The sequence below is a fragment of the Pseudomonas sp. DWP3-1-3b3 genome (assembly GCF_049896305.1).
GTDB lineage: Bacteria > Pseudomonadota > Gammaproteobacteria > Pseudomonadales > Pseudomonadaceae > Aquipseudomonas > Aquipseudomonas azotoformans_A.
The window spans coordinates 272,853-296,423 of the sequence record NZ_JAFCUA010000001.1 but is presented as its reverse complement, the minus strand read 5'-3'; the positions used below and the strand labels follow the sequence as shown (position 1 = coordinate 296,423).

Genomic DNA, 23,571 nt, shown 5'->3' with positions numbered 1-23,571 from the left:
CGAGCCGATGTAAAAAGCCCGCTGAACCGGTAACGGTCAGCGGGCTTTTTTGTCCCTGGCGTTCAGACCTGGAAGTGCCTGAGCTGCTCATGCAGATGCAACGCCAGTGCATTGCTGCTATCGCACAACAAGTACAGATGTTGCGCTGGCAACGGAGGCAGGTCTGTCATCTGCCTGAGCCCTTCACCCATACGGCTTTCCTCCATCAGGCCTACCGCCACGCCACTGCGCACACAGGCCTCGACGGCGGATGAATTGGGGCTTTCCAGCAGCATCCGGTGATAAATCCCGTGATCCTTCAGTACCTGCAAGGCGGCGGCGCGATAGGGGCAGCCGGCGATGGGGACGGTGATGGGCAGCGGTGCATTCGACGGACAGCTAAAGTGCTCGGCCGCGACCCACAGCGGCTGTACCGGGCCCAGGCGTTCTCCCTGGGCCAGCGGGTGTGCGCTGACGGTGATGGTCAGGTCCAGGTGATTGGCCGTGAACAGGTTGAGCAACTCGCCGCTGGTGCGGGCTTCGACCTCCAGCTCCAGCAGCGGGTTGTCAGCGATCAACCGAGGTAAAAACTCCCGAATGAAGGCCGGTGCATAGGTGTCCGGTACACCCAGGCGGATCTTGCCCTGCATGCGCTGGGGCATCAGCGAAATCAGCAGGCGATCATGGCTCTTGAGGAATTCGGTGGTTTCGCCCAGCAGTTTCTTACCGTAGAGCGTCAACTCCACGCCTTGGTTGCTGCGGCTGAACAAGCGTTGGCCCACCTGATCTTCGAGCTTTTGTATCTGTGTGGTCACGGTGGACGCACTGCGATGCACCTGCTCGGCGGCTTCGTTGAAACGCCCAAAGCGCGCCACGGCGTGAAAGGTACGCAGCAGGTCGATATTCAGTTGTTTAGCCATGATTCCACTTTTATGGATTGATGGTGCAGGTTATTCAAATATACAGAATGATGTGTGGCCTCTAGCCTTTCAGTCAATGTGTACTGACCGGAGGCTGCATGACGCGATCAACTTTAAAGCGACTGCTGTTACAGGTGACGTTCGTGCTGTCATGGAGCTCCGGCTATATCGGCGCCAAATTGGGCACGCAGGGCGGCGGTGCGTTCAACCTGCTGTTCTGGCGATTCCTGTTGGTCTCGGTGTGTCTGGGGCTGTTCCTGAACGTCAGGTTGTTGAAGGTTTCATGGGCGCAGGTTCGCCATTACGCCGTCATCGGCTTTCTCTCGCAGTTCCTGTACCTGAGTTGCCTCTACGTCGCGATCCAGAACGGCTTGCCCCCCGGCATCGCCGCCATCATCGCGGCCCTGCAGCCTTTGATGACGGCGGCGTTGTCGACCGGCAGCGCAACCGAGCGCAGTGGCGGCTGGCAGTGGGTTGGCCTGATGATCAGTTTCGTTGGCGTTTCCATCGTGATTGCCGGGCAGTACGGCAGTGGCGGGGAAGGCGTTGGTCTTGTCATTTACCTGCTGCCCTTGGCTGCGGCGCTGGGGCTGACGCTGGCGACCCTGTATGAGCGCCGCACGGTGCAAACCCAGGACGCAGGCTTGGTCCTGCCGCTGTTCATCCAGTCGTTGCTGACCTTGATCGGCTTTACCGTCGCCGTGCTCTATACCGACACGCTGAGCATTCCCCGCGACCCAGACGTAGTGATCTCAATCGTCTGGCTCACTGTGTTTTCAACCTTCGTTGCCTATTTGAGCCTCTGGATGCTCCTACGCGTCATGACCGCAACCCACGTCGCTGCGCTGGTCTACCTGGAGCCGCCAGTGACGCTGGTGTGGGCAGCGATGATGTTCGGCGATGTGATCCATGCCTCGACCTGCGCCGGCATTGCCGTGGTCGTCGCCGGGCTGCTGTTGGTGCGTCTGAAACGACCGACCGTCGCGTGCGCCTCTTGAGGCTTGCGGGTTCAGCAAGCTGACAGACATCACCTGTTAAAAATACCCACAGCCAAGCAGGAGCGCGGCTGTCACAACGGGGGATTTTTCGCGGTGCAAGTGTTGGGCGTCAGCGCCCGAGGGTTTTGTATGTGGCTACGTTATGCGGTATTGACGGCCATGGTCGTCGCAGCATCCGGATGTGTGCAAGAGCGCGTGGTGCATGAGCGCAGGCCGGTACAACGCGAGTATGTGGAAGTCATCGCGCCACAACCGCCGCCGGTGCAGGTGATCGAAGTCGAGCCGCCGGTGCGCTATGGCTACATTTGGTCACGCGGTTATTGGCGTTGGGAAGGCGGGCGCTATGTCGCAGTACACGGCCACTGGGAGCCGGTGCGCGAAGGTTATCGCTACGTGCATCCACATTGGGTCCAGCGCAACGACGGCTACCATTGGCAGGGCGGTGGCTGGGTTCGTTGAGACTTGGTCAGATCGGCTTGGTCGTGCCCAGAAGCCGAACTTCACGCAATAGCGCGGCGCCGAGTTGATCGGTGTCCAGTTCCTTGTAGCCAACGGCTTTGATTTCGCCATTCTCTTCTGCCTGGATGAGGATCACCGGGGTTTCCTTGCCGGTGGCTTCGTCGACGTGCAGGGCGTACTGCGGAATATCCAGCTTGATCGGCGTGCCTGCGGCCTGGCCTTTCACGTTGATCAGGAAGGCTGCACAGCCCGCGTCGACATCCAGGCTGGTGGCGGAACGACCACTGACGAAGCAGGTTTTTGGCAGGTCGGGCCAGGTGATCGATTCGGCGATCACCGTGCCGGACGCCATCGTCAAGGTAGCGAGAAGAAGCGTGCGCACGTAGGTCTTTCTCTCGATAGAGGTTGAACGCGACTTTTACCAAAGCCTGGCGGGCGTCGCAACGGCAAAGGCTCAGATCAGTCGCTTCATCCCCGCGGCCTTCGCAGCGTTCAAATCAAAGGTGGCGGTATATTCGCAGCCTGCAGCATGAGCACAGCGTTCTATCAAGCAGTCCGCGAAATCGGCTGTGCTGGCGGTGAATCGTCGCAGTGCCTGCCAGATGATCTCGCCGTGCTCGATGGTCAGTTCTCGGGTGCGTAGCAGCGTTTCGAGCACGGTCACCACATCACCCTTGGCAGACTGATAACAACTTTGTAGAACCCATACCAACTCCACCACGGACACCAGGCTGACAAAGCCCGGTGCAAAGGCGGTAAGCGACTCAATCAACTCAGATGCCTTGGGCGATTGCACGGGATCATCCTGGGTGACATAGCGCACCAGCACATTGGTATCCAGTCCGATCATCCCGCTTTCGCCCCTTGTGCTGCGATGGCACGGTTCATCTCATCCAGTGAGACGGCCTTGGTGGGCTTTTGGATCAGGCCTTTGAGGTCGTGTACGGTTTTGCTGGCGGCAATCATGGAAAATTTGCCGTCTTCCATTTCGACAAATTCAACGCGATCGCCTGTCTCCAGGCCCAGGGCAGTTCTGACCTGGACGGGAATGGTGATTTGCCCTTTTGAAGTAAGCGTGGCGGTGGCCATAGTGAAGATCTCCATCGTGATGTTCCTTACCTTAGGGTAAGGAATTATGGAGGACAAGATCCGTTGGTCCATAGGTTGCTCTTCTGGTGTGAGTTGATCGGAACAGGTAAAAAGATAGCCCGAGTTATGCCCCGGGCACGTCCGAAAACACCCGCAAAGAGATACAACATATGACCGATCGCCAGCTCATTACCCCTGCTGCCATGGGCCCCATTGTCGAACGTGCTGGATACGTGCCCGCCGTCAAGGTCGGCAAGACGTTGTACTGCGCAGGACAGGTCGGACGCACGGAGGCATTGGCTGTGATTGACGATCCAGAGGCGCAATTCGTCGCAGCCTGGGAGAACTTGAGGCAGGTCCTGGAGGAGGGTGGCTGTACGTTCGACGACGTGGTGGACATGACCACCTACCACGTCAACATGAGCCAGCACATGGCGGTTTTCCGTGACGTGAAAAACCGCCTGTTCCCACGCGGGCATTGCGCCTGGACCACCATCGGAGTGTCCGAGTTGGCACACCCCGGTCTGCTGGTGGAAATCAAATGCGTGGCAGTGCAGCGCTAGCTTACTGAACCACGCGATAGCACGGCACATACGCCGCGCCGCCCGGCAGCTTCATGCGGTGCTGGGCGACAAACGCCTGTAGCAGCTCGTCCAGCGGTTTCATGATGGCCGGGTCACCGTGGATCTCGTAGGGGCCGTTCTGCTCGATCAGGCGGATGCCCTTGTCCTTCACGTTACCCGCTACGATCCCCGAGAACGCACGGCGCAGGTTGGCGGCGAGTTCGTGGGGTGGCAGCGCGTGGCTCAGTTGCAGGCTGGCCATGTTCTCGTGGGTCGGGTCGAACGGGCGCTGGAAGCCTTCGTCGATCTTCAGCAGCCAGTTGAAGTGGAACGCGTCGTTGCGCTCGCGACGGAACTGCTTCACGGCCTTGAGGCCAGCGGTCATCTGGCGCGCCACTTCGGCCGGGTCGTCGATGATGATCTGGTAGTGCGCCTGCGCCGCTTCGCCCAGGGTGGCACCGACGAATGCGTGCAGCTGTTGCAGGTACGGCGCCGCGTGTTTCGGCCCGGTGAGGATGACCGGGAACGGCAGGTCGCGGTTGTCCGGGTGCATCAGGATGCCCAGCAGGTACAGGAACTCTTCGGCCGTGCCGGCGCCGCCTGGGAAGATGATGATGCCGTGACCGACACGCACGAAGGCTTCCAGGCGTTTTTCGATATCCGGCAAAATCACCAGTTCGTTGACGATCGGGTTCGGCGCTTCGGCAGCGATGATGCCCGGCTCGGTCAGGCCCAGGTAGCGGCCTCCGGTAATGCGTTGCTTGGCGTGGGAAATGGTCGCGCCTTTCATCGGACCTTTCATCACGCCGGGGCCGCAGCCCGTGCACACGTCGAGGCTGCGCAGGCCCAGTTCATGGCCGACCTTCTTGGTGTATTTGTATTCTTCGGTGTTGATCGAGTGCCCACCCCAGCACACCACGATCTTCGGCTCGACACCGGGGCGCAGCGTACGGGCGTTGCGCAGCAGGTGGAACACATAGTCGGTGATGCCCTGGGAATTGCTCAGGTCGATGCGCTGGCTGTCCAGCTCGTTCTCGGTGTAGACGATGTCGCGCAGGGCGCTGAACAGCATTTCACGGGTGCTGGCGATCATTTCACCGTCGACGAAGGCGTCGGCGGGTGCGTTCAGCAGTTCCAGGCGCACGCCGCGATCTTGCTGGTGGATACGTACTTCAAAGTCTTTGTAGGCGTCGAGGATGGTCTTGGCGTTGTCGATGTGTGCGCCGGTGTTGAGGATCGCCAGGGCGCACTGACGGAACAGGGTGTAGATGCTGCCGGTACCGGCTTCGCTCAGTTGCTGGACTTCACGTTGGGACAGGGTTTCGAGGCTACCCTTGGGGCTGACGGAGGCATTGATGACTTGACGTTGGGGCATTCTGATTCCTTGAAAGCGCAGCCATCGCATCCGCAAGGGGCCGCGATGGCTTGAGAATGATGGGCGCCGAATTCGGTCGCACGAGACGGATATTTACCTCAGGCGCAAGGCCGAGCGCAAACACCGTCCAGCACCATCATGCCGCAGAACTCACTGAATCAGCTTCCAGTTTTTGTAGAAAACCCGACGCAGGGTAAAGGCCATCCCGGCAAACCCAGCGATCACAGCGTTAAGAACCATCGGCACCGGTGTTGGCCGCACGATGTCGATAAACAGGCAGTAACGCTTGGCATCATTTTTGTTGAAAGACGCGTGCATCAGCGTGTCATCGAAGATAAACAGCGGGTCGTCGTGCCAGTAATGCTTGTGCTTGCCGACCTGGATGTAGACGCCTTCGTGATGGGGTGCTGGCGCCATGTTGTAGAGCACGCGGAACATCATGCGCAGGGGGCCGAAGTGGAAGGAGGTGGAGCGGTTTTCATTGAATACCGACACGCCGATGGTCTTCACGAATGGTAGTTTTTTGCGCAGTTCCGGGATGTCGAGGGTGGTCTCGATGGGTTGGCCATACCACTGGAAAAACAACATGCCGCGCTTCTTCTCGGCCATGCGTTCGTCGAGATAGCCAATGATTTGATCCTTGTGCGCCATGGCATCGTCGATGACCTGTTGCAGGTCTTCACGCCAGGCCGGTGGCAGGTCGGCCATCGTGTAGACGTGGCGGTTAGGCGAGCTGAACAGGTCGAACAGGGTGTTGAACGGCGCCAGCAGCCAAGTGTTGCGGCCACTGCCGATAAAATATTTCTTGAACGTGTCACGGTCATACAGGCCGTTGCGCAGGAAATCATAGACCCCGCAGACCACGACGAGGCTGAGAAACACCGCCGTCGTCAGGGGGATCAGGCAAATGATCAACAGGACGCCGAGTACCCAGGCGACCGACACGGCTTTTTTGCGTAAGGCAGACTTGCTCATGAAACTCAGCTCCAGCTGGACGCCATTCGACAGGTCCGGATCCGTGGCTGCGAGTGGGAAGGTGTGAAACATATTGAAACAACTACGTCATGATAAGGCGTTCGACGCTGGAGAGGCGTTTTAAATATTGCAAAATTGTGAAGGCGCTACACAGTTTTTAACCGGATCAGCGTTGAGTGGATTGGATTTTGTAAACAGAAGATTTGCGACTATCGTGACGCTTCGGTTTTTTGGACGTCATAGACCGGTACGATTGAAGTTGAATGGCCACCATTGGCCTTCGGCACCTTGGAAGAGGCAGAAATTTTATGATCATCAAACCGCGGGTTCGTGGCTTCATCTGTGTGACCGCTCACCCTGTTGGCTGTGAAGCGAACGTCAAAGAGCAGATCGACTACGTGACTCAACACGGCGTCATCGAAGGCGGCCCGAAAAAGGTGCTGGTCCTCGGCGCCTCCACCGGCTACGGCCTGGCCGCGCGCATCAGTGCTGCCTTTGGCTGCGGCGCCGACACCCTGGGCGTGTTTTTTGAGAAAGAAGGCGAAGAAGGCAAGCTGAGCTCCGCCGGCTGGTACAACAGCGCTGCGTTCGAGAAGTTTGCCGTCGAGAAAGGCCTGTACGCCAAGAGCATCAACGGCGACGCGTTCTCCGACGAGATCAAGCGCCTGACCATCGAAACCATCAAGAAAGACCTGGGCAAGATCGATCTGGTGGTCTACAGCCTGGCCGCGCCACGCCGTACCGACCCGCAAGGCGTGGTGCACAATTCCACCCTCAAGCCGATCGGCAAGGCTGTGACCCTGCGCGGGATCAACACCGACAAGGGGGTTGTGGTCGACACCACGCTGGAGCCTGCAACCCAGGAAGAAATCGACGGCACCGTCAAAGTGATGGGCGGCGAAGACTGGCAGCTGTGGATCGACGCCCTGCGTGACGCAGACGTGCTGGCCGAAGGTGCCAAGACCACTGCGTTCACCTACCTTGGTGAGAAGCTGACCCAGGACATCTACTGGAACGGCTCCATCGGCGAAGCCAAGAAAGACCTCGACAAGAAAGTCCTGACCCTGCGCGACAACCTCGCGGCTCTCAAGGGCGACGCCCGTGTGTCGGTGCTCAAGGCCGTGGTCACCCAGGCCAGCTCGGCCATCCCGATCATGCCGCTGTACCTGTCGCTGCTGTTCAAAGTGATGAAAGAGCAGGGCACCCACGAAGGTTGCATCGAGCAGGTCTACGGTCTGTTCAAGGACAGCCTGTACGGCAGCCAGCCAAAACTTGACGCCGATGGCCGCCTGCGTGCCGACCTGGCCGAGCTGGAACCGAAAGTCCAGGACGCCGTGGCGGCACTGTGGAATCAGGTCACCGACGACAACGTCAACGAGATCAGCGACTTTGCCGGCTACAAGGCTGAATTCCTGCGTCTGTTCGGTTTTGAAATCGACGGCGTGGACTACGAGGCTGACGTGAATCCGACCGTGAAGATCAACGGTCTCATCTCGGCTTAAGTGATGGAATAGACAGCAGCCTCGATTATGAGGCTGCTGTTTTGTGCTTCACCTGCGCGTTCAGCCTTGGTTGAACACTCGAAGGGCCTTGCTAAAACCAGTACGCTTGATACTCACCACCTCTTTCTCCCACAGCGGATTCAGGGGCACGTGATAGCCGCTGTCTTTGGCTGTCTTGACCAATTCCGCCATTTCTTTGCTGTCGTTGATCATGCAGATTTCATCGAACCGCCCGAGCTTGGTCGGTAGGAAGAACGTTGCCGGGTAGTTGGCGGCGACATCTGTTGCCGGGCTGCCGGAGTCCGCGTTGTGGTGGACCACCTTCTCGCCATTGCCGACCAACCGATGATTAATCAAATCAATCATTTGCTTTATTCGCGCTGAGGCATTTCCCAGATCGGGGTCTTCCTTTTGATAGAAGCGCGCGACGCTTTCATAATCTGCCCGCAGGTGCATTGGCACCTGGAAAGTCTCAGGGTCTGAATGACAGTGTCTGTAGCGATCTATCCTTTGCGTCAAAACGCTGTGCGCGACATCGGGCACCGGCAGCTTGTCTTCAGCGCCGTAGTCGCCGAGATGGGGCGCCACCATGTGCAGGTCATAGTCGGCCGTCAATGCCTTGCCTCCCGCGCGTTCCGCCAGCACTTCAATAGGCTTGCCCTCATGGCTGATCAGGTAATTATCGGCTGAGGGCGACGTGCGTTTGCCTTCGAATGTATACACCTGCTGGCTAGGCCCCTGGGCGCTGAAATGCAGTATGCCGTCCTTCTCTGTGGGTGCCAGTTCAGCGATGTGGCCGAGTTTCATCAATTCACCGAGGCGATTTTGTGAGATCTCCAGAGGGATGGCGACTGCATCGTTCTTGCGGATGCAGTCCGCGACTTGCTCATTGGCGCGGTTCAGTTTCTCGGGGGCTTCGTGCTTGAATTTCTCAAGCTTGCTGAAGGCTTGATCCGTGCAGATCAGGCCGGCCTGCGGTCCCCAGTTGGCACTTTTTCCCTTGATATGAAAGTTCTTGGTGGGGTGGCCGGCTTCTATCAACCCGGTGGCGACGGTTTCGACTGGACGCACGCCGATGATGGAGTTGGTCTGCGCCGCAATTTCCTGCAAAGGGACAAGGTGGCTCGGGACTATTCCCGTTTGTTTCCTGGTGCGCTCGAATGCGATCCTTACCGAGTCGTTTGCCTCTGGTGCAGTGGCCGTCGGCTGACGCGGTGGAGAGCCTTGCAAAGCATTCAAGCCAAGCTGACGCGATATCTGGGCTGAACTCAGTACGCCTATCATGGTGCATCTCCAAATCATGTTTTATTGGCATGTTGGATGATCCCTTCCAGACCCCAGTATTCCTTCGATTGCACGGGAGACATTAAAGAAGCCATTCTTCGGCGGGGAGGAAAAAGTATGACGGCTTGTATGAAACGCAATGGGAGGCGGGTCGTTCCGGTGCGCAAACGTGATTCGGCCTAGGTGTTTGTTGCGTTTGAGCGGTGAAATTATCAGAGCGATCCTACGCGTGTTGACTCGCGGCTGGGTGCGATCAGCATGGGAAACTGTCGTGCAAATGAATGGGAGGAGCGTATGACAATTCGTGCAGTGGTTTTTGACTTCGGCGGTGTCCTGTTCGACTGGAGCCCGCAGCACCTGTACCGCAAGCTGATTGCCGATGATCACGAGCGGCAATGGTTTCTCGAGAATATCTGCACCCAGGCCTGGAACACCGAGCAGGACGCCGGTCGCTCCTTGGCCGAAGGTACCCGCAGCCTGATCGAGCAGCACCCAGATCATGAGCGACTGATCCAGGCCTATTACGACCGTTGGCACGAAATGCTGCGTGGCCCATTAACGGAGGGCGTGGCGATCCTCAAGGCGCTGCACCAGGCCGATATGCCGTTGTTCGGGCTCACCAACTGGTCGGCGGAAACCTTTCCTTATGCACGGGCCAATTACCCGTTCCTGCAGTGCTTTCGCGATATCGTGGTGTCTGGCGAGCTGAAACTGATCAAGCCTGATGCGGCAATCTACGACGCCAGTCTCAGTCAGGTACGCGGCCACCTGCCGGACATCCAGCCCTCTGAAGTTGTATTTATCGATGATGTTGCCGGCAATATCGAGGCGGCCATCGCCCTCGGCTGGCAGGGGATCCACCACGTGTCGGCCGAAGGTACTGCCGCGCAATTGCGAGCGTTGGGCGTGAGCTTCTAGCGCGCCCACTTTTCCATGGCGAAATCCACGAAGGCGCGCAGTTTGGGCAGGCGATAACGGTCCTGGCCGTAGAGCAGGTGCATGGGGCGGCTGGGGAGTCGATAGGCAGTGAGCAAGGCCACCAGCTTGCCGCTTTCCAGGTCCGGTTGTACCAGGGCGTCGGCCAGCATGATGATGCCCATGCCGTTGACGGCCGCCTGGCGTAAGCCTTGCGAGCTGTTGATGGTCAATGAGCCGGACACCGGGACCTCCACCTCGCCGCCCTCGCCGGTCATTCGCCACAGTTTGTCGGCGTCGCGCCAGTTGTCACTTGCCGGGTAGGCAAACGCCAGGCAGTCGTGGTGCTGCAGCTCATCGGGCGTTTGCGGCGTGCCCCGTCGTGCCAGGTATTCAGGTGACGCGCAGAGTGTGAGGGTGTAGTCCTGCATTGGCCGGGCGATCAGGCTGGAGGTTTCCAGTTCACCAAGACGGATCGCCACGTCGAAGCCGCTGTCGACCAAGTCCATCCGCTCATTGCTCAGCACCACGTACAGGTTGATCAGTGGGTAGCGCCGGGAAAATTCGCTCAAGGCCGGTGTCAGGCGTTCGGTGCCGAACACGGGGGGCGCAGTGATGCGCAGATTGCCTTTGGGGATATCGCTATGGGCTTGCTCGGCAAGTTGTTCGGAGTCGGCCACCAACCCCAGCACTTCCAGACAGCGCTGGTAATACTGCCCGCCGAACTCAGTGAGGCTTTGTTTGCGCGTGGTGCGTTTGAGCAGGCTTACGCCCAGGCGCTGCTCCAAGGCACGCAGATGGTTGCCGACCATGGTGGTGGACATCCCACAGGCCTGGGCTGCGGCCGTCATGCTGCCGGTCTCGACCACCTTCACGTACACAGACATTGCCTGAAACAGATCCATTATCAAGCCTTGATTTAAAGTCATTGCAGATATACGCAGTTTATCCAGCTCAGGTGGCTAACGATACTGTAGCCATCACTACGATGCACTGGAGCCCGCACCATGACCGCCGCCTGCCTGATGACCACTTATCAACCCTTGGACCTGAGCTTCACGCGCGGCCTGGGCACGCGACTCTGGGACCAGCAGGGCCGCGAATACCTGGACGCGGTCGCCGGCGTGGCGGTGACCAATGTCGGCCACTCGCACCCCCGGCTGGTGACGGCGATCAGCGAGCAGGCTGGGCTCTTGCTGCACACCTCCAACCTTTACAGCATCGACTGGCAACAACGGCTGGCCCAGCGCCTCACACAGCTGTCAGGCCTGGACCGCGCCTTCTTCAACAATTCCGGTGCTGAAGCCAACGAAACAGCGCTCAAGCTGGCGCGCCTGCATGGCTGGAAAAAGGGCATCGAAGAGCCGTTGGTGGTGGTGATGGAGAACGCCTTTCATGGCCGCACCCTCGGCACCATGGCCGCGAGCGATGGCCCCTCGGTGAGGCTGGGCTTCCAGCGGTTGCCGGGGGATTTTCTCAAGGTGGGCTTTGGTGATCTGGTGGCATTGGAAGCGATCACCAAGGCATTCGGCCCGCGCATTGCAGCGGTGCTGCTGGAGCCGATCCAGGGGGAAAGTGGCGTACTGCCGGCGCCACCGGGTTACCTGCGAGCCCTGCGCGACCACTGCACAGGCCATGGCTGGCTGATGATGCTGGACGAAATCCAGACCGGCATCGGCCGCACTGGCACCTGGTTCGCCTTCCAGCATGAAGGCATCGTCCCGGACGTGATGACCCTGGCCAAAGGCCTGGGCAATGGTGTGCCGATCGGCGCGTGCCTGGCACGGTCCGCCGTGGCCCAATTGTTCACGCCGGGCAGTCACGGCAGCACCTTTGGTGGCAACCCGCTGGCGTGTCGTGTGGGGTGTACCGTGCTGGACATCATCGAGGAGCAAGGTTTGCTACAGAACGCCGCGCAACAGGGCGAGCGCCTGCTGGCGCGGTTGCGCGTGGAGTTGAGTGAGCATCCGCAGGTCCTGGCGATTCGTGGCCAGGGGCTGATGATCGGCATCGAGTTGGCCAGCCCCTACCGTGACCTGGCTCAGCGCGCAGCCCAGGAACATGGGCTGCTGATCAACGTCACGCGGGGCAAGATCATTCGCTTGCTGCCGCCGCTGACTTTGGATGCAAAAGAGGTCGAGATGATCGTGCGGGCCATTACTCGGTTGCTGGCGTAGGGCCGTTGAGCCACTCCTGGTTCAGGGTTTCGGTATCGCCCAGGTAGTCCAACAGCCAGGCCATGGCCGGGGACAGCTTGTTCTGCGCCCAGGCCACACACGACGGGCTGGCCGGAAATGGCCGGCTCAGTTGCAGTGCCACCAATTCACCGCGCTCAATCCACGGCAACACCTGATGCGCCGGGGCCATGCCGACGCACAGGCCGTCGCGCAGGCAATCGATGGCAGACGCCCAATTGGGCACCACCAGGCGTCGCTGATTATCCAATGTCCACGTGTCGCGCTTGGGCAGGTTACGCGAGGTGTCGGTCATGCACAGCGAGGCAAAGGGGCGCAGTTGATCGTCGCTCAACAGCCCTTCGACGCTGGCCAGCGGGTGTCGCGCGCTGACCACGCACAGCCAGTTCAACAAGCCCATGTCGCGGAAAGTGAAGTGACTGGCCACCGGCACGGCGCTGGTCGCGCCGATCACGATGTCGGTGCGTTCATCGGCCAGGGCATCCCATACTCCGTTGTACACCTCGTACTCCAGCAACAGCTCGACCTCGGGAAATTGTCGATAGAAGTCCAGCACCAACTGCCGACAGCGCTGAGGTTTGACGATGGAATCCACGGCCACCTTCAACTGGCCGCTCCAGCCGTTGGCGACCTGCTGGCATAGGCGTCGGGTGCCGAGCATTTTTTTCATCACGCCACGGGCTTCGTCGATAAACAGGCGGCCAGCGGGCGTCAGTTCCACATCCCGGTGGCGCCGCACAAAAAGCGGCACTGCCAACCATTCTTCCAGCTGGCGCACGGTATAGCTGACGGCTGACGGCACGCGATGCAGTTCCTGAGCGGCGGCGCTGAAACTGCCATGGCGCGCCACGGCATCGACCACATCCAGGGAATATTCTGACCACATGGCGGCTGCCTTCAAATTTATTGATGAGAGTGTCCAATTATTATCGCTTCACACAGAAACTGTCAGCTTCATAATGGGCGCCAGTCAGCAAATAGTTTGATGGCAGGGTTAACAAGGCTTCAATGAAAAATTCTTTTGGTTTCACTTGGTATCTGGCGGGGCTGAGCATGCTCGGTTACCTCGCCATGGACATGTACTTGCCGGCGTTCGGCGCCATGGGCGAACAGCTGCAGATTGGCGCAGGCGCGGTGGGTGCCAGCTTGAGTATTTTCCTCGCCGGCTTTGCGGTGGGGCAGTTGTTGTGGGGGCCATTGTCCGACCGCCTGGGGCGCAAGCCCGTCCTGCTCGCCGGCCTGAGCCTGTTTGTGCTGGGTTGCGCAGGGATGTTCTGGGTCGAGACCGCACCGCAATTGCTGGCGCTGCGTTTTGTCCAGGCGATTGGCGTGTGTTCCGCCGCCGTCAGTTGGCAGGCGTTGGTGATCGACCGCTACCCGGCTGACAAGGCTCATCGTGTGTTCGCCAGCATCATGCCGCTGATGTCGTTGTCGCCAGCGTTGGCGCCGTTGCTGGGCGCGATGGTGCTGAATCACTTGGGTTGGCAGGCGATCTTCGGCGTATTGCTGGGCGTGTCGTTGCTGTTGTTGCTGCCGACGTTGTTCCTGCGCACATTGGCGAAACGTCCGACGGAGGAGGGTGAGCGTTCGCGCCTCGGTTATGGGCAGTTACTGACGTCTCGCGTGTTTACCGGCAACGTCATGATCTTCGCCGCCTGCTCGGCCAGTTTCTTCGCCTGGCTCACGGCCTCGCCCTTCATCCTGGGCGACATGGGCTACAGCCCCAATGACATTGGCCTGAGCTACGTATTGCCGACATTGGCCTTCCTGGTCGGCGGCTACAGTTGCCGCAGCGCGCTGCAGCACTTCCAGGGCAAGACGCTGTTGCCTTGGTTGCTGCTGGCGTATTGCATCAGCATGCTGGCGTTGTACCTGGTTGCCACGCTGACGGTGCCGACCCTCACCACCTTGCTGATTCCGTTCTGCCTGATGGCGCTGGTCAACGGTGCCAGTTACCCCATCGTCGTGGCGAATGCGCTGATGCCGTTTGCGGAAAATTCCGGCAAGGCGGCGGCATTGCAAAACACCCTGCAACTGGGCCTGTGTTTCCTCAGCAGCCTGCTGGTGTCGTCGATGATCGAGCAACCGCTGCTGATCACCGTGATCGTGATGCTGGCGACCGCGCCACTGGCGGTGTTGGGTTACTGGCTGGCGCGGCCGAAAGCCGGTGATTCGGAACTGGCGACCGCCTAGAACGTCACTTCCAGGTTCACCGTCGGCGTCGATGTGCGGCTACCCCGGCCGCCATCCACGCCGAACTTGTTATGCCAATACTCGTAACCCACCCCCAGGTAGAGGTTTGGTTTGACGCTTTTGCCCGGTCGCACCGCCACCATCAGCGCGGTGCGCATCAGGGCCTCGGGCGCGGTGTCACGGCCGTGGTAGTCCTCGCCTTTTTCCCCGACGTAATTGATGAAACCCTGGAATTTCGCCGCATGGTTGGCGATTTCGAAGGGGCGCATCCACGTCAGGTTGAGCATGTAGGTGTCGTCAAACGTGTGGTTCGACTCCTTCGCGCCGGGGATGCCGGTGTGATTCCTTTCCTTGTAGTACATCAAGCTCAGGTCCAGGACGCCGACGGTGTTGAACTTCAACGTCGGGCCGATCACCAGTGCGCGTTTCTTCGCTGAGGCGAAGTTGTTGTTACGGTTGGCGTCAAAACCCAGGGTCAGCGCGTAATCCTTGACCAGGCCGGTGCCCAACGGCACATCGAACACCCGCGACGCATACAGTTGGTGGCGGTACACCGCGTACACCTCACTCCCGCCATGATCAGTACCCTTGCGCGGATCGCGGCTGTCGGACAGGAATACATCGAGGTTTAGGAAATTGCTGCCGTACTGGTAGCCGCTGGCGTGGGTGAAGCTGTAGATGCGCTTGCTGAATTCGTCGGGGTTATTCGGATTGGTGAACTGCTGGCCGTAGCGAAATCCTACGCTGTTGTTCATCCATTCCACTGCGACGGCCTCCCCGCCGCCGAGCAGGGTGAGTGCGACGGTTGCGCCCTGTAGTGCCTTTTTCATTGTTCTGGGTCCTTTGGCGTTCTGGCTCATCACGGCCGGATTGTTTTTGTAACGCCGATGGAGGGTAACTTGTTCGATTGATTGTATACAACTCTATGGACATCCAGTCCAAACATTGCATACAGTGGCCGCACAACAAAAACAGAGAACCCCTCACCATGACTATCCCGAAGGCGTCACCGCAGCGGCCAGAAGATGAGAATCTCGGCGTCGCCGCCAACATGGCTTACGGCCTGCAACATGTGCTCACGATGTATGGCGGCATTGTTGCGGTCCCCTTGATTGTCGGCCAGGCGGCCGGGTTGTCCCCGGCGGATATCGGCCTGCTGATCGCCGCGTCGCTGTTTGCCGGTGGCTTGGCCACGCTGTTGCAGACCTTGGGTCTACCGTTTTTTGGCTGTCAGTTGCCGCTGGTGCAGGGCGTGTCGTTTGCCGGTGTGGCAACCATGGTGGCGATTGTCGGCAGTGATGGCGCTGGCGGGGTGCCGGCGATTCTCGGGGCGGTGATGGCTGCGTCGTTGATCGGGTTATTGATAACCCCGGTGTTTTCACGGATCACCAAGTTCTTCCCGCCGCTGGTGACGGGCATCGTGATCACCACCATCGGCCTGACCCTGATGCCCGTTGCGGCGCGCTGGGCCATGGGCGGCAACAGTCGCGCGGCGGATTTTGGCAGCATGTCCAACATCGGCCTGGCGGCGCTGACCCTGGTGCTGGTGTTGCTGCTGAGCAAGATCGGCAGCGCGACCATCTCGCGTCTGTCGATTTTGCTTGCCATGGTCATCGGCACGGTGATTGCGGTGTTCCTCGGCATGGCCGACTTCTCCGGCGTGACCCAGGGTCCGATGTTCGGTTTCCCTACGCCATTCCATTTCGGCATGCCAACCTTCCATGTCGCCGCGATCATTTCCATGTGCATCGTGGTGATGGTGACCCTGGTCGAAACCTCGGCGGACATCCTGGCGGTGGGCGAGATCATCGACACCAAGGTCGATTCGAAACGCCTGGGCAACGGCCTGCGCGCCGATATGCTGTCGAGCATGTTTGCGCCGATCTTCGGCTCATTTACCCAAAGCGCCTTCGCCCAAAACGTCGGCCTGGTGGCGGTGACCGGGGTCAAGAGCCGCTTTGTGGTAGCCACGGGCGGGCTGTTCCTGGTAATTCTCGGCTTGTTGCCCTTCATGGGCAGGGTGATCGCGGCGGTGCCCACTTCCGTGTTGGGCGGGGCCGGGATTGTGCTGTTCGGGACCGTGGCGGCCAGTGGCATCCGCACGCTGTCGAAGGTGGATTACCGCAACAACATGAACCTGATCATCGTGGCCACTTCCATCGGTTTTGGCATGATCCCGATTGCGGCACCGAGCTTCTATGATCACTTCCCGACCTGGTTCGCGACCATTTTTCACTCGGGGATCAGTTCGTCGGCCATCATGGCGATTTTGCTGAACCTGGCGTTCAACCACTTCACCGCCGGTAACTCCGACCAGCAGTCGGTGTTTGTGGCGGGTACCGAGCGTAGCCTGTGCTTCCGTGATGTGTCGGAACTGCGCGATGGGGATTACTTCAAAGGCGGCAAGTTGTTTGATGCCGAGGGGCGGGAGATTCCGCTGGTGCCGGATGCCCCGAAAAGGGCAACCAAAGCTGAGGCTACCGAGGTCTGAAGTAAGGGGGGCTGACCTGCCAGCCCCCCTACTGATTCAACCAGCCTTGAGTACGTTGTACTTCGCTGAACACACCTCATCCAAAAACTTCACCACAGTCCCCATGCACGCCTGGCGTTCTTCCACATGGGGCATGTGGCTGGAGTCTTCAAACAGCGCCCATCGCACATCGGCGATCTCATCCAGGAACGGCTTGACCACCAGCGGCGTGGCCTCGTCGTGTCGGCCGGAGATCACCAGCGTCGGCACATTGATCGCCGACAGACGGCCCGTGGACTTCCAGTCTTTCAAGCTGCCGATCACATGGAACTCGGTCGGGCCACTCATGGCGTGGTACACCGTCGGGTCTGCATCGACTGCGGCAAATGTGCGCGCTACTTCCTCCGGCCACGGGATGACTCGGCACACGTGCTGGTCATAAAACACCCGCGAGGCGGCGAGGTATTCCGGGTCCTGGTAGGTGCCGGCGGCTTCATGTTTGAGCAGGGTTTCATGCACACCTTCGGGCAACAATTTGCGCAGTCGGTTGGCTTCGCTGACCCAGGTGCGCATGCACGTCGGCGAGTTGGCGGGGATAAAGGCGCGCAGGCCCTTGGGCTTCAGGATCGCGTGTTCACTGCCGAGCATGCCGCCCCAGGATTGTCCGAGGATCGCGTAGTTGTCGCTGATCTGCAGGTGGTCCAGCAGGTTGTTGAGTTCTTCGAGGAACAGGCCCACGGTCCAAAAGGACGGATCTTTGTCGGGCAGATGAGTGGAGCGGCCGTTGCCCAGCTGGTCGTAGTGGATCACGGCATGGCCGCTGGCGGCGACGTCCTTGAACGCGTCGACATAATCGTGGGTGCATCCGGGGCCGCCGTGGATAACCACCAGGGGAGTGCGGCCGCTCGACAAGTCACCGGTGACGCGGTACCAGGTTTGGTAGGCGCCAAACGCCGCATACCCTTCGCGGATTTTTTCGATGAATTCCATTTCGTACCCTGCTCTGAAAAAAGGATCAGGGACACGATAATGCGTGGGCGAAATTTAAGTAACTAGCAAAACAGCTAGGTTTTGCCCACCGGTCAGTCTTCGAGCAGGCGGTAATGGGTGGCGCGCACCACCGCCTGCACGCGGTTCTTGGCCCCCAGCTTGTGCATCGCCGAGGCCAGGTGCAAGGTGACCACCGCCAGCGAGCGGCTCAATTGCGTGGCAATTTCGGCGGCGGTCAGCCCGTCGGCGGCCCATTTGAGGCACTCGCGTTCGCGTTTGGTCAGGTGAATATGCGGATATGTGCGTAGCTCCTTGCTGAACAGCGGGTAGGCCGCTTCCTGCAAGGCATGGGAAATCAGGCTGAAATCCGACAGGGTCTGCTGCGCATCCTTCAACACGGTGCGGGCGTTGCCGGTGCGCAGGCCAGTCAGCGAGGCGAAGCCGCCACGGGGCAAGTGGATCGGCACGCTGACGCCGCAGGTCAATTGCTGGTCGTGCAAGTAGGACGAAACCGGCGCGTGGCAGGGATCGATGATCTTTTGCAGTGGGGTATCGGCCTTGACGTCGTAGGACCACACGAACGGTGACACCGTGCTCAGGGCCAGATGTTGCACCGGGTCGATCTGGTAGAACCCTTCGCTGCACCACAAGGCATGCCAATCGGGCGGGGTATTACGCAGTGCGAGTACCGAGGGCGTGATCAATGCGCCGTCCTGGTCCATCGGCACCGGGGTGTAGTCATACACCAATGCATCGAAGCCCAACTGCTGGGCGAGGACAAAGGTATTGTCCATCTGCTCGTCCAGGCTCCTGCCCGGCATCAGACGGTGATTTAACGCAGTCAGCTTGGCCAGCATCCGTTCGGCTCCCGAATTCATTTGAATCTCGACTTGCGGCAAGTAGAATGCCACGCCCCGGCGAAGGACTGCCAGGCCAAACCTATAAGAAATACTAGGTTATGGACGCGCGGCATCCTCGGTAGTGTTGGCCTGATAAACGGCCGCTACCTGCCAGGCCGATACAACACAAGGAATGTATGCATGTGGCGTGAAATTGCCCCCGACCAGCAGTACAACGTGCAAGTCGACGGCCATAACCTCGTGGTCTACAGCTTTGGCGAAGGCGATGAGGTGCTGTTGTGCCTCAACGGCGGGCCAGGCCTGCCGTGTGACTACTTGCGCGACGCCCATGGCTGGCTCAAAGAGCATAACCTGCGAGTGGTTGCATTCGACCAGCTTGGCACGGGCGCATCAGCCAGACCCACCGACGTTTCGCTGTGGGAAATCCGCCGTTATGTCGAAGAAGTCGAAACCGTGCGTCAGGCCCTGGGCTTGGGCCGTGTGCACCTGCTCGGGCATTCCTGGGGCGGCTGGCTCGGTATCGAATACGCCATCCATTACCCTGACGCGCTGAAAAGCCTGATCCTGGAAAACACCGTGGGCGACATTCCGCACCTGTCCCAGGAACTGGAGCGCCTGCGCGGCGCCCTCGGCAGCGAAACCGTGGCGATGATGCAGCGCCACGAAGCCATGGGCACCCTGGACCACCCGCAATACCAGGCGGCGATTACCTTGCTCAACTATCGCCACGTGTGCCGCCTGGACGAGTGGCCCGCGCCGGTCAAACGCTCACTCGACGACTGGAACATGGGCCCTTACGAAACCATGCAAGGTCCCAACGAATTCCTCTACATCGGCAACCTCAAGGACTGGAACCGCATCCCCGAGATGGCCGAGTTCAAGATGCCGATCCTGATCACCACCGGCCAGCATGACGAACTCACCCCGGCCTGCGCCATGCGCATGAAAATAGCGGCCCGGCACGCCGAACTGCACGTCTTCCCCAACAGCAGCCATATGCCGTTTTATGAAGAACCCCAGGCGTATTTCCCGGTGCTGCTGGACTTCCTCGCTCGTCACCGAGGCTGACGGATGAACCTGGCGCGCTACCGTTTTGTGCTGTCCCGGCCGCTGCAATTGCTGCCGGTGCTGTTTGGCATCAGCCTGATCACCTTTGTATTGGTGCGCTCGATTCCCGGCGACCCCGCGCGTGCGCTGCTGGGCTCGCGCAGCACACCGGACGCCTTGCTGAAGATCCGTGCCCAGTACGGCCTCGACCAGCCGCTGTGGCTGCAATACTTCTACTTTCTGAAGAACCTGCTCAAGGGCGACCTCGGCCAATCGCTGCTGTACAAGGTCGACGCCCTCAAACTGATCGTCACGCGCATTGAACCCACGCTGGTGCTGGTGCTTGGCAGCGTGCTGCTGGCGCTGTTGATCGCGGTGCCGTTGGCGACCTTGGCCGCGCGCAACAAGGGCGGCTGGGCGGATAACCTGATTCGTGTCTTCACCACCGTCGGCCTGGGCATGCCGGCGTTCTGGCTGGGCTTGATGCTGATCCTGTTGCTGAGTGTGCAGTGGGGTTTGTTTCCGGTGTCGGGCTATGGCCGCACCTGGCTGGACAAGGCGCACCACATGGTTTTGCCCTGCCTGACGATTGCCCTGGCGCTGTCGGCGGTGCTGGTGCGCAACCTGCGGGCTAGCATGTTGATGGAATTGCAGGCCGACCATGTGACCGCCGCCCGGGCACGTGGATTGTCGGAAGCCGCAGTGTTTCGTCGCCATGTGCTGCCCAACTCCCTGGTGCCAGCGGTCAACCTGCTGGCGGTGAACATCGGCTGGCTGATCAGCGGCACGGTGGTGATCGAAAGCCTGTTCGCCATCCCCGGCATCGGCCAATTGCTGGTGCGTGGGATCTTCACCCGCGATTACATGGTGGTGCAGGGCGTGGCCATGGTGCTGGCCTGCGCGACGGTGATCGTCAACTTCATCGCTGACGTAGCGACGGTGGCCCTTGACCCACGGGTGAAGATGCAATGAGCAGCCGCCTGTTGATTGCCCCTTGGCGCTTGCGCCTGCGCTTCGGCTTTCGCAATGGCCGGCTGACGGCGGCGTGGGGCTTGCTGATTCTGCTGGCGTGGCTGGTGCTTGCGCTGTTCGCGCCGTGGATCGCGCCCTACGACCCGATTGCGCAGAACACGGATTTCAGTTTGCTCGGACCCAGCCTGGCTCATCCGTTTGGTACGGATAACTATGGTCGGGACATCCTTTCGAGGGTGATCTGGGGCGCACGTATTGACCTGCAACTGGCCATCGTCGGGGTGATTTTCCCGTTCATAATCGGCACCTTCGTTGGCGCGGTCTCCGGTTACATCGGCGGGCGTTTTGACAGTGTCTGCATGCGTGTGATCGATGTGATCCTGGCATTCCCGTTCCTGGTGCTGATGCTGGCGATCATGGCCATCCTCGGTCCAGGCTTGAAGAGTTTCTATATCGCCATGGCGCTGGTGGGCTGGGTGTCCTACGCCCGGCTGATCCGCTCGCAGATCCTGGTGCTCAAGGAAAGCGACTTTGCCCTGGCCGCCAAGAGCCTGGGCTTTGGCCATGGGCGGATTCTGTTCCGGCACCTGCTGCCCAATGCGATGTTCGGCTCCATCGTGTTTTCCATGTCGGACGCGGTGTTGGTGTTGCTCAATGGCGCCGCCGTGAGTTACCTGGGCCTGGGCGTGCAACCGCCGACCGCCGAATGGGGCACGATGGTGGCCGAAGGGCAGGCCTTCATCACCACCGCCTGGTGGATCTGCACCTTTCCGGGGCTGGCCATCGTGACCTTGGCCATGGGCTTCAGCCTGCTCGCTGATGGCGTGGCGCAAGTGCTGGGAGATCGCTCATGAGCCTGTTGCAAGTGCGCGACCTCAGTGTGATCGCCAACAACGCCGGGCGGGATGTGACCCTGGTTGATCGCGTGTCCTTCGATCTGGCCGAGGGCGAGATCCTCGGCCTGGTCGGGGAAAGCGGCTCGGGCAAAACCATGGCCTGTCGCGGCCTGATGCGTTTATTGCCTTCCCCCAATCTGCGGGTGCAAGGCGGTGCCGTAAGGCTGGCCGGCCAGGATCTATTGTCACTGGATGACGCCGGCATGCGTGCCGTGCGCGGCGGTCAGTTGGGCATGATTTTCCAGAACCCCAGCAGCCACCTGGACCCGTTGATGCGCATCGGTGAGCAGATTGCCGAGGGCATTCGCCTGCACCAAGGCGCCTCGAAAAAAGATGCGCGGCTGCAAGCTATCGACGTGCTGCGCCAAGTGGGCATCCCTGATCCCCAGGCGCGGGTCGACAACTACCCCCACGAGTTTTCCGGCGGCATGCGCCAGCGCGCGATGATCGCCGTGGCCCTTGGCTGCAACCCGAAAGTGCTGATCGCCGACGAACCCACCACCGCCCTGGATGTGACGGTACAGGCGCAGATCCTGCGGCTGTTGCTGGAGCTGCGTGATCAGCGTGGCCTGTCGATCATCATGATCACCCACGACCTCGGCGTGGTCGCGCAAACCTGCGACGCCATCGCCGTGATGTACGCCGGGCGCCTGTGTGAGCACGGCAGCAAATATGATTTGCTGGCGCATCCGCAGCATCCTTACACCGCAGGCTTGATTGATTGCCAACCTGCCCACAGCAGCGGACACGCCTTGCTGCGCACAATTGCTGGACAGCCGCCGTTGCTGGACGCATTGCCCGCCGGCTGCCGCTTCAACCCACGTTGCCCACAGGTCGGCACCTTGTGCACCGAGGTGCTGCCGGAAGGCGCGCGAGTCGCCTGTCATTACCCCTTGGGAGTGCATCCATGAGCCTGCTGCAGATCAAGGACCTTGAGGTGAAGTTTGCCGCGTCCGGCACCGGTTTGTTTGGCTTGAACAAACAGTGGGTGAGGGCGGTGAACGGGGTGTCGCTAGAGCTGGCGGCGGGTGAAACCCTGGGGTTGGTCGGTGAGTCCGGCAGCGGCAAAAGCACCCTGGGTCGCGCCATCCTGCACCTCAATCCGATCAGCGCCGGGCAGGTGTTGTTTGATGGCATCGACATGGCTCACGGTTGTGCCATCGACATCACTCGTCTGCGCCATGAAACCGCAATGATCTTCCAGGACCCGTATGCCGCTCTGAATCCGCGCCACACCATCGGCGAGACGATTGCCGAAGTGTTGCGGGTGCAGCGCAAGGTCACGCCGGAGCAGGTTCCGGCGCGTGTGAATGAACTGCTCGACCTGGTCGGCCTGCGCCCCGAACTGGCCAGCCGCAAACCCGGCTCCCTCAGCGGCGGGCAATGCCAGCGCGTCGGCATTGCCCGGGCACTGGCGGTGGAGCCACGGCTGATCATCGCTGATGAGTGTGTGGCGGCGCTGGATGTGTCGATCCAGGGCCAGATCATCAACCTGTTGCTGGAGCTGCAACAGCGCATGAACCTGGCGATCCTGTTCATCGCCCATGACTTGGCCATCGTGCGCCGCCTGTGCGATCGCGTGGCGGTGATGTATCTGGGCAAGATCGTCGAGGAAGGTCCTGTGGAGGCGGTCTTTACCGCACCGCGTCACCCGTACACGGCGGCGTTGATCCAGGCGATTCCCGAGATCGATCCCCATCGGCCATTGCCTACCGAACCCTTGCCGGGCGAACCGCCGAGCCCGCTGAATTTGCCTACAGGCTGCGCCTTCCACCCGCGTTGCCGGCATGCCCGAGCCGTGTGTTCCGTGGTGTTGCCGCCGACGCATTTCCTGCACGAGCATCGGTACAGTTGCGTGCTTGAAGAACCTTTGCTTTGACCCTTCCCTG

The 23,571-nt window shown here is 60.2% G+C and carries 25 protein-coding genes; 13 read left to right on the top strand and 12 right to left on the bottom strand.

Annotation, left to right across the window (positions count from 1 at the left end; translation table 11 throughout):
• Positions 1–62: 62 nt before the first annotated feature.
• Complete coding sequence (locus ACP7BX_RS01475; protein WP_033902553.1) at positions 63–899, bottom strand: LysR family transcriptional regulator; 837 nt, start codon at positions 897–899, stop codon at positions 63–65.
• A gap of 98 nt (positions 900–997) precedes the next feature.
• Here ACP7BX_RS01475 and ACP7BX_RS01470 point away from each other — a divergent pair, with 98 nt between their 5' ends.
• Together ACP7BX_RS01470 and ACP7BX_RS01465 are read left to right on the top strand one after the other, a co-directional pair.
• Positions 998–1,897: a DMT family transporter gene (locus ACP7BX_RS01470; protein WP_426131279.1), complete on the top strand. Its 900-nt coding sequence runs from the start codon at positions 998–1,000 to the stop codon at positions 1,895–1,897.
• Between the two features lie 129 nt (positions 1,898–2,026).
• Entirely contained in the window at positions 2,027–2,356 is a 330-nt protein-coding gene (locus ACP7BX_RS01465) for a YXWGXW repeat-containing protein (RefSeq protein ID WP_426131277.1), read from the top strand.
• A 7-nt stretch (positions 2,357–2,363) separates the two neighbouring features.
• Here the strand turns inward: ACP7BX_RS01465 and ACP7BX_RS01460 are convergent, their stop codons facing one another.
• The 3 genes from ACP7BX_RS01460 to ACP7BX_RS01450 form a co-directional block, all read right to left on the bottom strand.
• Positions 2,364–2,738 carry a hypothetical protein gene (locus ACP7BX_RS01460; RefSeq protein ID WP_426131275.1) on the bottom strand — a complete coding sequence of 125 codons (375 nt, stop codon included), beginning with the start codon at positions 2,736–2,738 and terminating at the stop codon, positions 2,364–2,366.
• A 72-nt stretch (positions 2,739–2,810) separates the two neighbouring features.
• Positions 2,811–3,206, bottom strand: coding sequence for a PIN domain-containing protein (locus ACP7BX_RS01455; RefSeq protein ID WP_426131273.1), 396 nt, complete (start codon positions 3,204–3,206; stop codon positions 2,811–2,813).
• The gene (locus ACP7BX_RS01450; protein ID WP_426131271.1) at positions 3,203–3,460 is read right to left on the bottom strand and encodes an AbrB/MazE/SpoVT family DNA-binding domain-containing protein; all 258 of its coding nucleotides are present in this window, start codon (positions 3,458–3,460) and stop codon (positions 3,203–3,205) included. Before ACP7BX_RS01450 ends, ACP7BX_RS01455 begins: the two co-directional genes overlap by 4 nt.
• 155 nt (positions 3,461–3,615) lie before the next feature.
• On the opposite strand from ACP7BX_RS01450, the gene ACP7BX_RS01445 reads away from it, so the two are divergent.
• A complete protein-coding gene (locus ACP7BX_RS01445) occupies positions 3,616–4,008 on the top strand; it encodes a RidA family protein (protein WP_314532853.1) in 393 nt (130 codons plus the stop codon).
• A gap of 1 nt (position 4,009) precedes the next feature.
• Here ACP7BX_RS01445 and ppnN read toward each other — a convergent pair whose 3' ends face one another.
• Both ppnN and ACP7BX_RS01435 read right to left on the bottom strand, forming a co-directional pair.
• Positions 4,010–5,383, bottom strand: coding sequence for a nucleotide 5'-monophosphate nucleosidase PpnN (ppnN, locus tag ACP7BX_RS01440; RefSeq protein WP_025856956.1), 1,374 nt, complete (start codon positions 5,381–5,383; stop codon positions 4,010–4,012).
• Positions 5,384–5,533: 150 nt separating this feature from the next.
• Positions 5,534–6,358, bottom strand: a complete 825-nt coding sequence (locus tag ACP7BX_RS01435; RefSeq protein ID WP_033902833.1) for an aspartyl/asparaginyl beta-hydroxylase domain-containing protein — start codon at positions 6,356–6,358, stop codon at positions 5,534–5,536.
• Positions 6,359–6,666: 308 nt separating this feature from the next.
• Here ACP7BX_RS01435 and fabV point away from each other — a divergent pair, with 308 nt between their 5' ends.
• Positions 6,667–7,860 carry an enoyl-ACP reductase FabV gene (gene fabV / locus ACP7BX_RS01430; protein WP_033902545.1) on the top strand — a complete coding sequence of 398 codons (1,194 nt, stop codon included), beginning with the start codon at positions 6,667–6,669 and terminating at the stop codon, positions 7,858–7,860.
• Between the two features lie 60 nt (positions 7,861–7,920).
• Here the strand turns inward: fabV and ACP7BX_RS01425 are convergent, their stop codons facing one another.
• On the bottom strand, positions 7,921–9,144 hold the full coding sequence (locus tag ACP7BX_RS01425) for an anthrax toxin-like adenylyl cyclase domain-containing protein (RefSeq protein ID WP_426131268.1): 1,224 nt from the start codon (positions 9,142–9,144) through the stop codon (positions 7,921–7,923).
• Between the two features lie 294 nt (positions 9,145–9,438).
• Between ACP7BX_RS01425 and ACP7BX_RS01420 the strand changes: the two genes are divergently transcribed.
• Positions 9,439–10,062 carry an HAD family hydrolase gene (locus ACP7BX_RS01420; RefSeq protein ID WP_033902543.1) on the top strand — a complete coding sequence of 208 codons (624 nt, stop codon included), beginning with the start codon at positions 9,439–9,441 and terminating at the stop codon, positions 10,060–10,062.
• Here the strand turns inward: ACP7BX_RS01420 and ACP7BX_RS01415 are convergent.
• Positions 10,059–10,964 (bottom strand): LysR family transcriptional regulator, encoded by a 906-nt coding sequence (locus ACP7BX_RS01415; RefSeq protein ID WP_033902542.1) that lies wholly within the window; start codon positions 10,962–10,964, stop codon positions 10,059–10,061. The two genes, ACP7BX_RS01420 and ACP7BX_RS01415, sit on opposite strands and share 4 nt — an antisense overlap.
• 102 nt (positions 10,965–11,066) lie before the next feature.
• Between ACP7BX_RS01415 and ACP7BX_RS01410 the strand changes: the two genes are divergently transcribed.
• Positions 11,067–12,236 carry an aspartate aminotransferase family protein gene (locus ACP7BX_RS01410; RefSeq protein WP_314532836.1) on the top strand — a complete coding sequence of 390 codons (1,170 nt, stop codon included), beginning with the start codon at positions 11,067–11,069 and terminating at the stop codon, positions 12,234–12,236.
• Here the strand turns inward: ACP7BX_RS01410 and punR are convergent.
• Positions 12,217–13,140 carry a DNA-binding transcriptional activator PunR gene (gene punR, locus ACP7BX_RS01405; RefSeq protein WP_038850377.1) on the bottom strand — a complete coding sequence of 308 codons (924 nt, stop codon included), beginning with the start codon at positions 13,138–13,140 and terminating at the stop codon, positions 12,217–12,219. The two genes, ACP7BX_RS01410 and punR, sit on opposite strands and share 20 nt — an antisense overlap.
• Before the next feature lie 122 nt (positions 13,141–13,262).
• On the opposite strand from punR, the gene punC reads away from it, so the two are divergent.
• Positions 13,263–14,447 carry a purine nucleoside transporter PunC gene (punC, locus tag ACP7BX_RS01400; RefSeq protein ID WP_426131265.1) on the top strand — a complete coding sequence of 395 codons (1,185 nt, stop codon included), beginning with the start codon at positions 13,263–13,265 and terminating at the stop codon, positions 14,445–14,447.
• On the opposite strand, the gene ACP7BX_RS01395 is transcribed toward punC, so the two are convergent.
• Positions 14,444–15,277, bottom strand: a complete 834-nt coding sequence (locus ACP7BX_RS01395) for a nucleoside-binding protein (RefSeq protein ID WP_177003500.1) — start codon at positions 15,275–15,277, stop codon at positions 14,444–14,446. The genes punC and ACP7BX_RS01395 overlap by 4 nt on opposite strands.
• Before the next feature lie 158 nt (positions 15,278–15,435).
• Here ACP7BX_RS01395 and ACP7BX_RS01390 point away from each other — a divergent pair, with 158 nt between their 5' ends.
• Positions 15,436–16,938 (top strand): nucleobase:cation symporter-2 family protein, encoded by a 1,503-nt coding sequence (locus ACP7BX_RS01390; RefSeq protein ID WP_177111566.1) that lies wholly within the window; start codon positions 15,436–15,438, stop codon positions 16,936–16,938.
• Positions 16,939–16,974: 36 nt separating this feature from the next.
• Here the strand turns inward: ACP7BX_RS01390 and ACP7BX_RS01385 are convergent, their stop codons facing one another.
• Positions 16,975–17,907 carry a proline iminopeptidase-family hydrolase gene (locus ACP7BX_RS01385; RefSeq protein WP_426131262.1) on the bottom strand — a complete coding sequence of 311 codons (933 nt, stop codon included), beginning with the start codon at positions 17,905–17,907 and terminating at the stop codon, positions 16,975–16,977.
• A 92-nt stretch (positions 17,908–17,999) separates the two neighbouring features.
• Positions 18,000–18,764, bottom strand: coding sequence for a LuxR family transcriptional regulator (locus tag ACP7BX_RS01380; protein WP_033902536.1), 765 nt, complete (start codon positions 18,762–18,764; stop codon positions 18,000–18,002).
• 183 nt (positions 18,765–18,947) lie between these two features.
• Between ACP7BX_RS01380 and ACP7BX_RS01375 the strand changes: the two genes are divergently transcribed.
• Genes ACP7BX_RS01375 through ACP7BX_RS01355 form a run of 5 tightly spaced genes read left to right on the top strand, consistent with a single transcriptional unit; the run spans position 18,948 to position 23,561 of the window.
• The gene (locus ACP7BX_RS01375) at positions 18,948–19,835 is read left to right on the top strand and encodes a proline iminopeptidase-family hydrolase (protein WP_426131260.1); all 888 of its coding nucleotides are present in this window, start codon (positions 18,948–18,950) and stop codon (positions 19,833–19,835) included.
• A gap of 3 nt (positions 19,836–19,838) precedes the next feature.
• The gene (locus ACP7BX_RS01370; protein WP_269133229.1) at positions 19,839–20,786 is read left to right on the top strand and encodes an ABC transporter permease; all 948 of its coding nucleotides are present in this window, start codon (positions 19,839–19,841) and stop codon (positions 20,784–20,786) included.
• Positions 20,783–21,640 carry an ABC transporter permease gene (locus ACP7BX_RS01365; RefSeq protein ID WP_426131258.1) on the top strand — a complete coding sequence of 286 codons (858 nt, stop codon included), beginning with the start codon at positions 20,783–20,785 and terminating at the stop codon, positions 21,638–21,640. The genes ACP7BX_RS01370 and ACP7BX_RS01365 overlap by 4 nt, the downstream gene beginning before the upstream one ends.
• Positions 21,637–22,593, top strand: coding sequence for an ABC transporter ATP-binding protein (locus ACP7BX_RS01360; RefSeq protein ID WP_314532809.1), 957 nt, complete (start codon positions 21,637–21,639; stop codon positions 22,591–22,593). The genes ACP7BX_RS01365 and ACP7BX_RS01360 overlap by 4 nt, the downstream gene beginning before the upstream one ends.
• Positions 22,590–23,561, top strand: a complete 972-nt coding sequence (locus ACP7BX_RS01355) for an ABC transporter ATP-binding protein (RefSeq protein WP_426131255.1) — start codon at positions 22,590–22,592, stop codon at positions 23,559–23,561. The genes ACP7BX_RS01360 and ACP7BX_RS01355 overlap by 4 nt, the downstream gene beginning before the upstream one ends.
• The last annotated feature ends 10 nt before the right edge of the window (positions 23,562–23,571 follow it).

Excerpts from the sequence above, each read along its gene's own strand:
- ACP7BX_RS01370 (WP_269133229.1), top strand. The coding sequence starts at position 19,839 with ATGAACCTGGCGCGCTACCGTTTTGTGCTGTCCCGGCCGCTGCAATTG.
- ACP7BX_RS01425 (WP_426131268.1), bottom strand. The coding sequence starts at position 9,144 with ATGATAGGCGTACTGAGTTCAGCCCAGATATCGCGTCAGCTTGGCTTG.
- ACP7BX_RS01435 (WP_033902833.1), bottom strand. The coding sequence starts at position 6,358 with ATGAGCAAGTCTGCCTTACGCAAAAAAGCCGTGTCGGTCGCCTGGGTA.
- punR (WP_038850377.1), bottom strand. The coding sequence starts at position 13,140 with ATGTGGTCAGAATATTCCCTGGATGTGGTCGATGCCGTGGCGCGCCAT.
- ACP7BX_RS01415 (WP_033902542.1), bottom strand. The coding sequence starts at position 10,964 with ATGGATCTGTTTCAGGCAATGTCTGTGTACGTGAAGGTGGTCGAGACC.
- ACP7BX_RS01475 (WP_033902553.1), bottom strand. The coding sequence starts at position 899 with ATGGCTAAACAACTGAATATCGACCTGCTGCGTACCTTTCACGCCGTG.
- punC (WP_426131265.1), top strand. The coding sequence starts at position 13,263 with ATGAAAAATTCTTTTGGTTTCACTTGGTATCTGGCGGGGCTGAGCATG.
- fabV (WP_033902545.1), top strand. The coding sequence starts at position 6,667 with ATGATCATCAAACCGCGGGTTCGTGGCTTCATCTGTGTGACCGCTCAC.
- ACP7BX_RS01455 (WP_426131273.1), bottom strand. The coding sequence starts at position 3,206 with ATGATCGGACTGGATACCAATGTGCTGGTGCGCTATGTCACCCAGGAT.
- ACP7BX_RS01450 (WP_426131271.1), bottom strand. The coding sequence starts at position 3,460 with ATGGAGATCTTCACTATGGCCACCGCCACGCTTACTTCAAAAGGGCAA.
- ACP7BX_RS01365 (WP_426131258.1), top strand. The coding sequence starts at position 20,783 with ATGAGCAGCCGCCTGTTGATTGCCCCTTGGCGCTTGCGCCTGCGCTTC.
- ACP7BX_RS01445 (WP_314532853.1), top strand. The coding sequence starts at position 3,616 with ATGACCGATCGCCAGCTCATTACCCCTGCTGCCATGGGCCCCATTGTC.
- ACP7BX_RS01385 (WP_426131262.1), bottom strand. The coding sequence starts at position 17,907 with ATGGAATTCATCGAAAAAATCCGCGAAGGGTATGCGGCGTTTGGCGCC.
- ACP7BX_RS01390 (WP_177111566.1), top strand. The coding sequence starts at position 15,436 with ATGACTATCCCGAAGGCGTCACCGCAGCGGCCAGAAGATGAGAATCTC.
- ppnN (WP_025856956.1), bottom strand. The coding sequence starts at position 5,383 with ATGCCCCAACGTCAAGTCATCAATGCCTCCGTCAGCCCCAAGGGTAGC.
- ACP7BX_RS01465 (WP_426131277.1), top strand. The coding sequence starts at position 2,027 with ATGTGGCTACGTTATGCGGTATTGACGGCCATGGTCGTCGCAGCATCC.
- ACP7BX_RS01355 (WP_426131255.1), top strand. The coding sequence starts at position 22,590 with ATGAGCCTGCTGCAGATCAAGGACCTTGAGGTGAAGTTTGCCGCGTCC.
- ACP7BX_RS01395 (WP_177003500.1), bottom strand. The coding sequence starts at position 15,277 with ATGAAAAAGGCACTACAGGGCGCAACCGTCGCACTCACCCTGCTCGGC.
- ACP7BX_RS01410 (WP_314532836.1), top strand. The coding sequence starts at position 11,067 with ATGACCGCCGCCTGCCTGATGACCACTTATCAACCCTTGGACCTGAGC.
- ACP7BX_RS01420 (WP_033902543.1), top strand. The coding sequence starts at position 9,439 with ATGACAATTCGTGCAGTGGTTTTTGACTTCGGCGGTGTCCTGTTCGAC.
- ACP7BX_RS01375 (WP_426131260.1), top strand. The coding sequence starts at position 18,948 with ATGTGGCGTGAAATTGCCCCCGACCAGCAGTACAACGTGCAAGTCGAC.
- ACP7BX_RS01470 (WP_426131279.1), top strand. The coding sequence starts at position 998 with ATGACGCGATCAACTTTAAAGCGACTGCTGTTACAGGTGACGTTCGTG.
- ACP7BX_RS01360 (WP_314532809.1), top strand. The coding sequence starts at position 21,637 with ATGAGCCTGTTGCAAGTGCGCGACCTCAGTGTGATCGCCAACAACGCC.
- ACP7BX_RS01380 (WP_033902536.1), bottom strand. The coding sequence starts at position 18,764 with ATGCTGGCCAAGCTGACTGCGTTAAATCACCGTCTGATGCCGGGCAGG.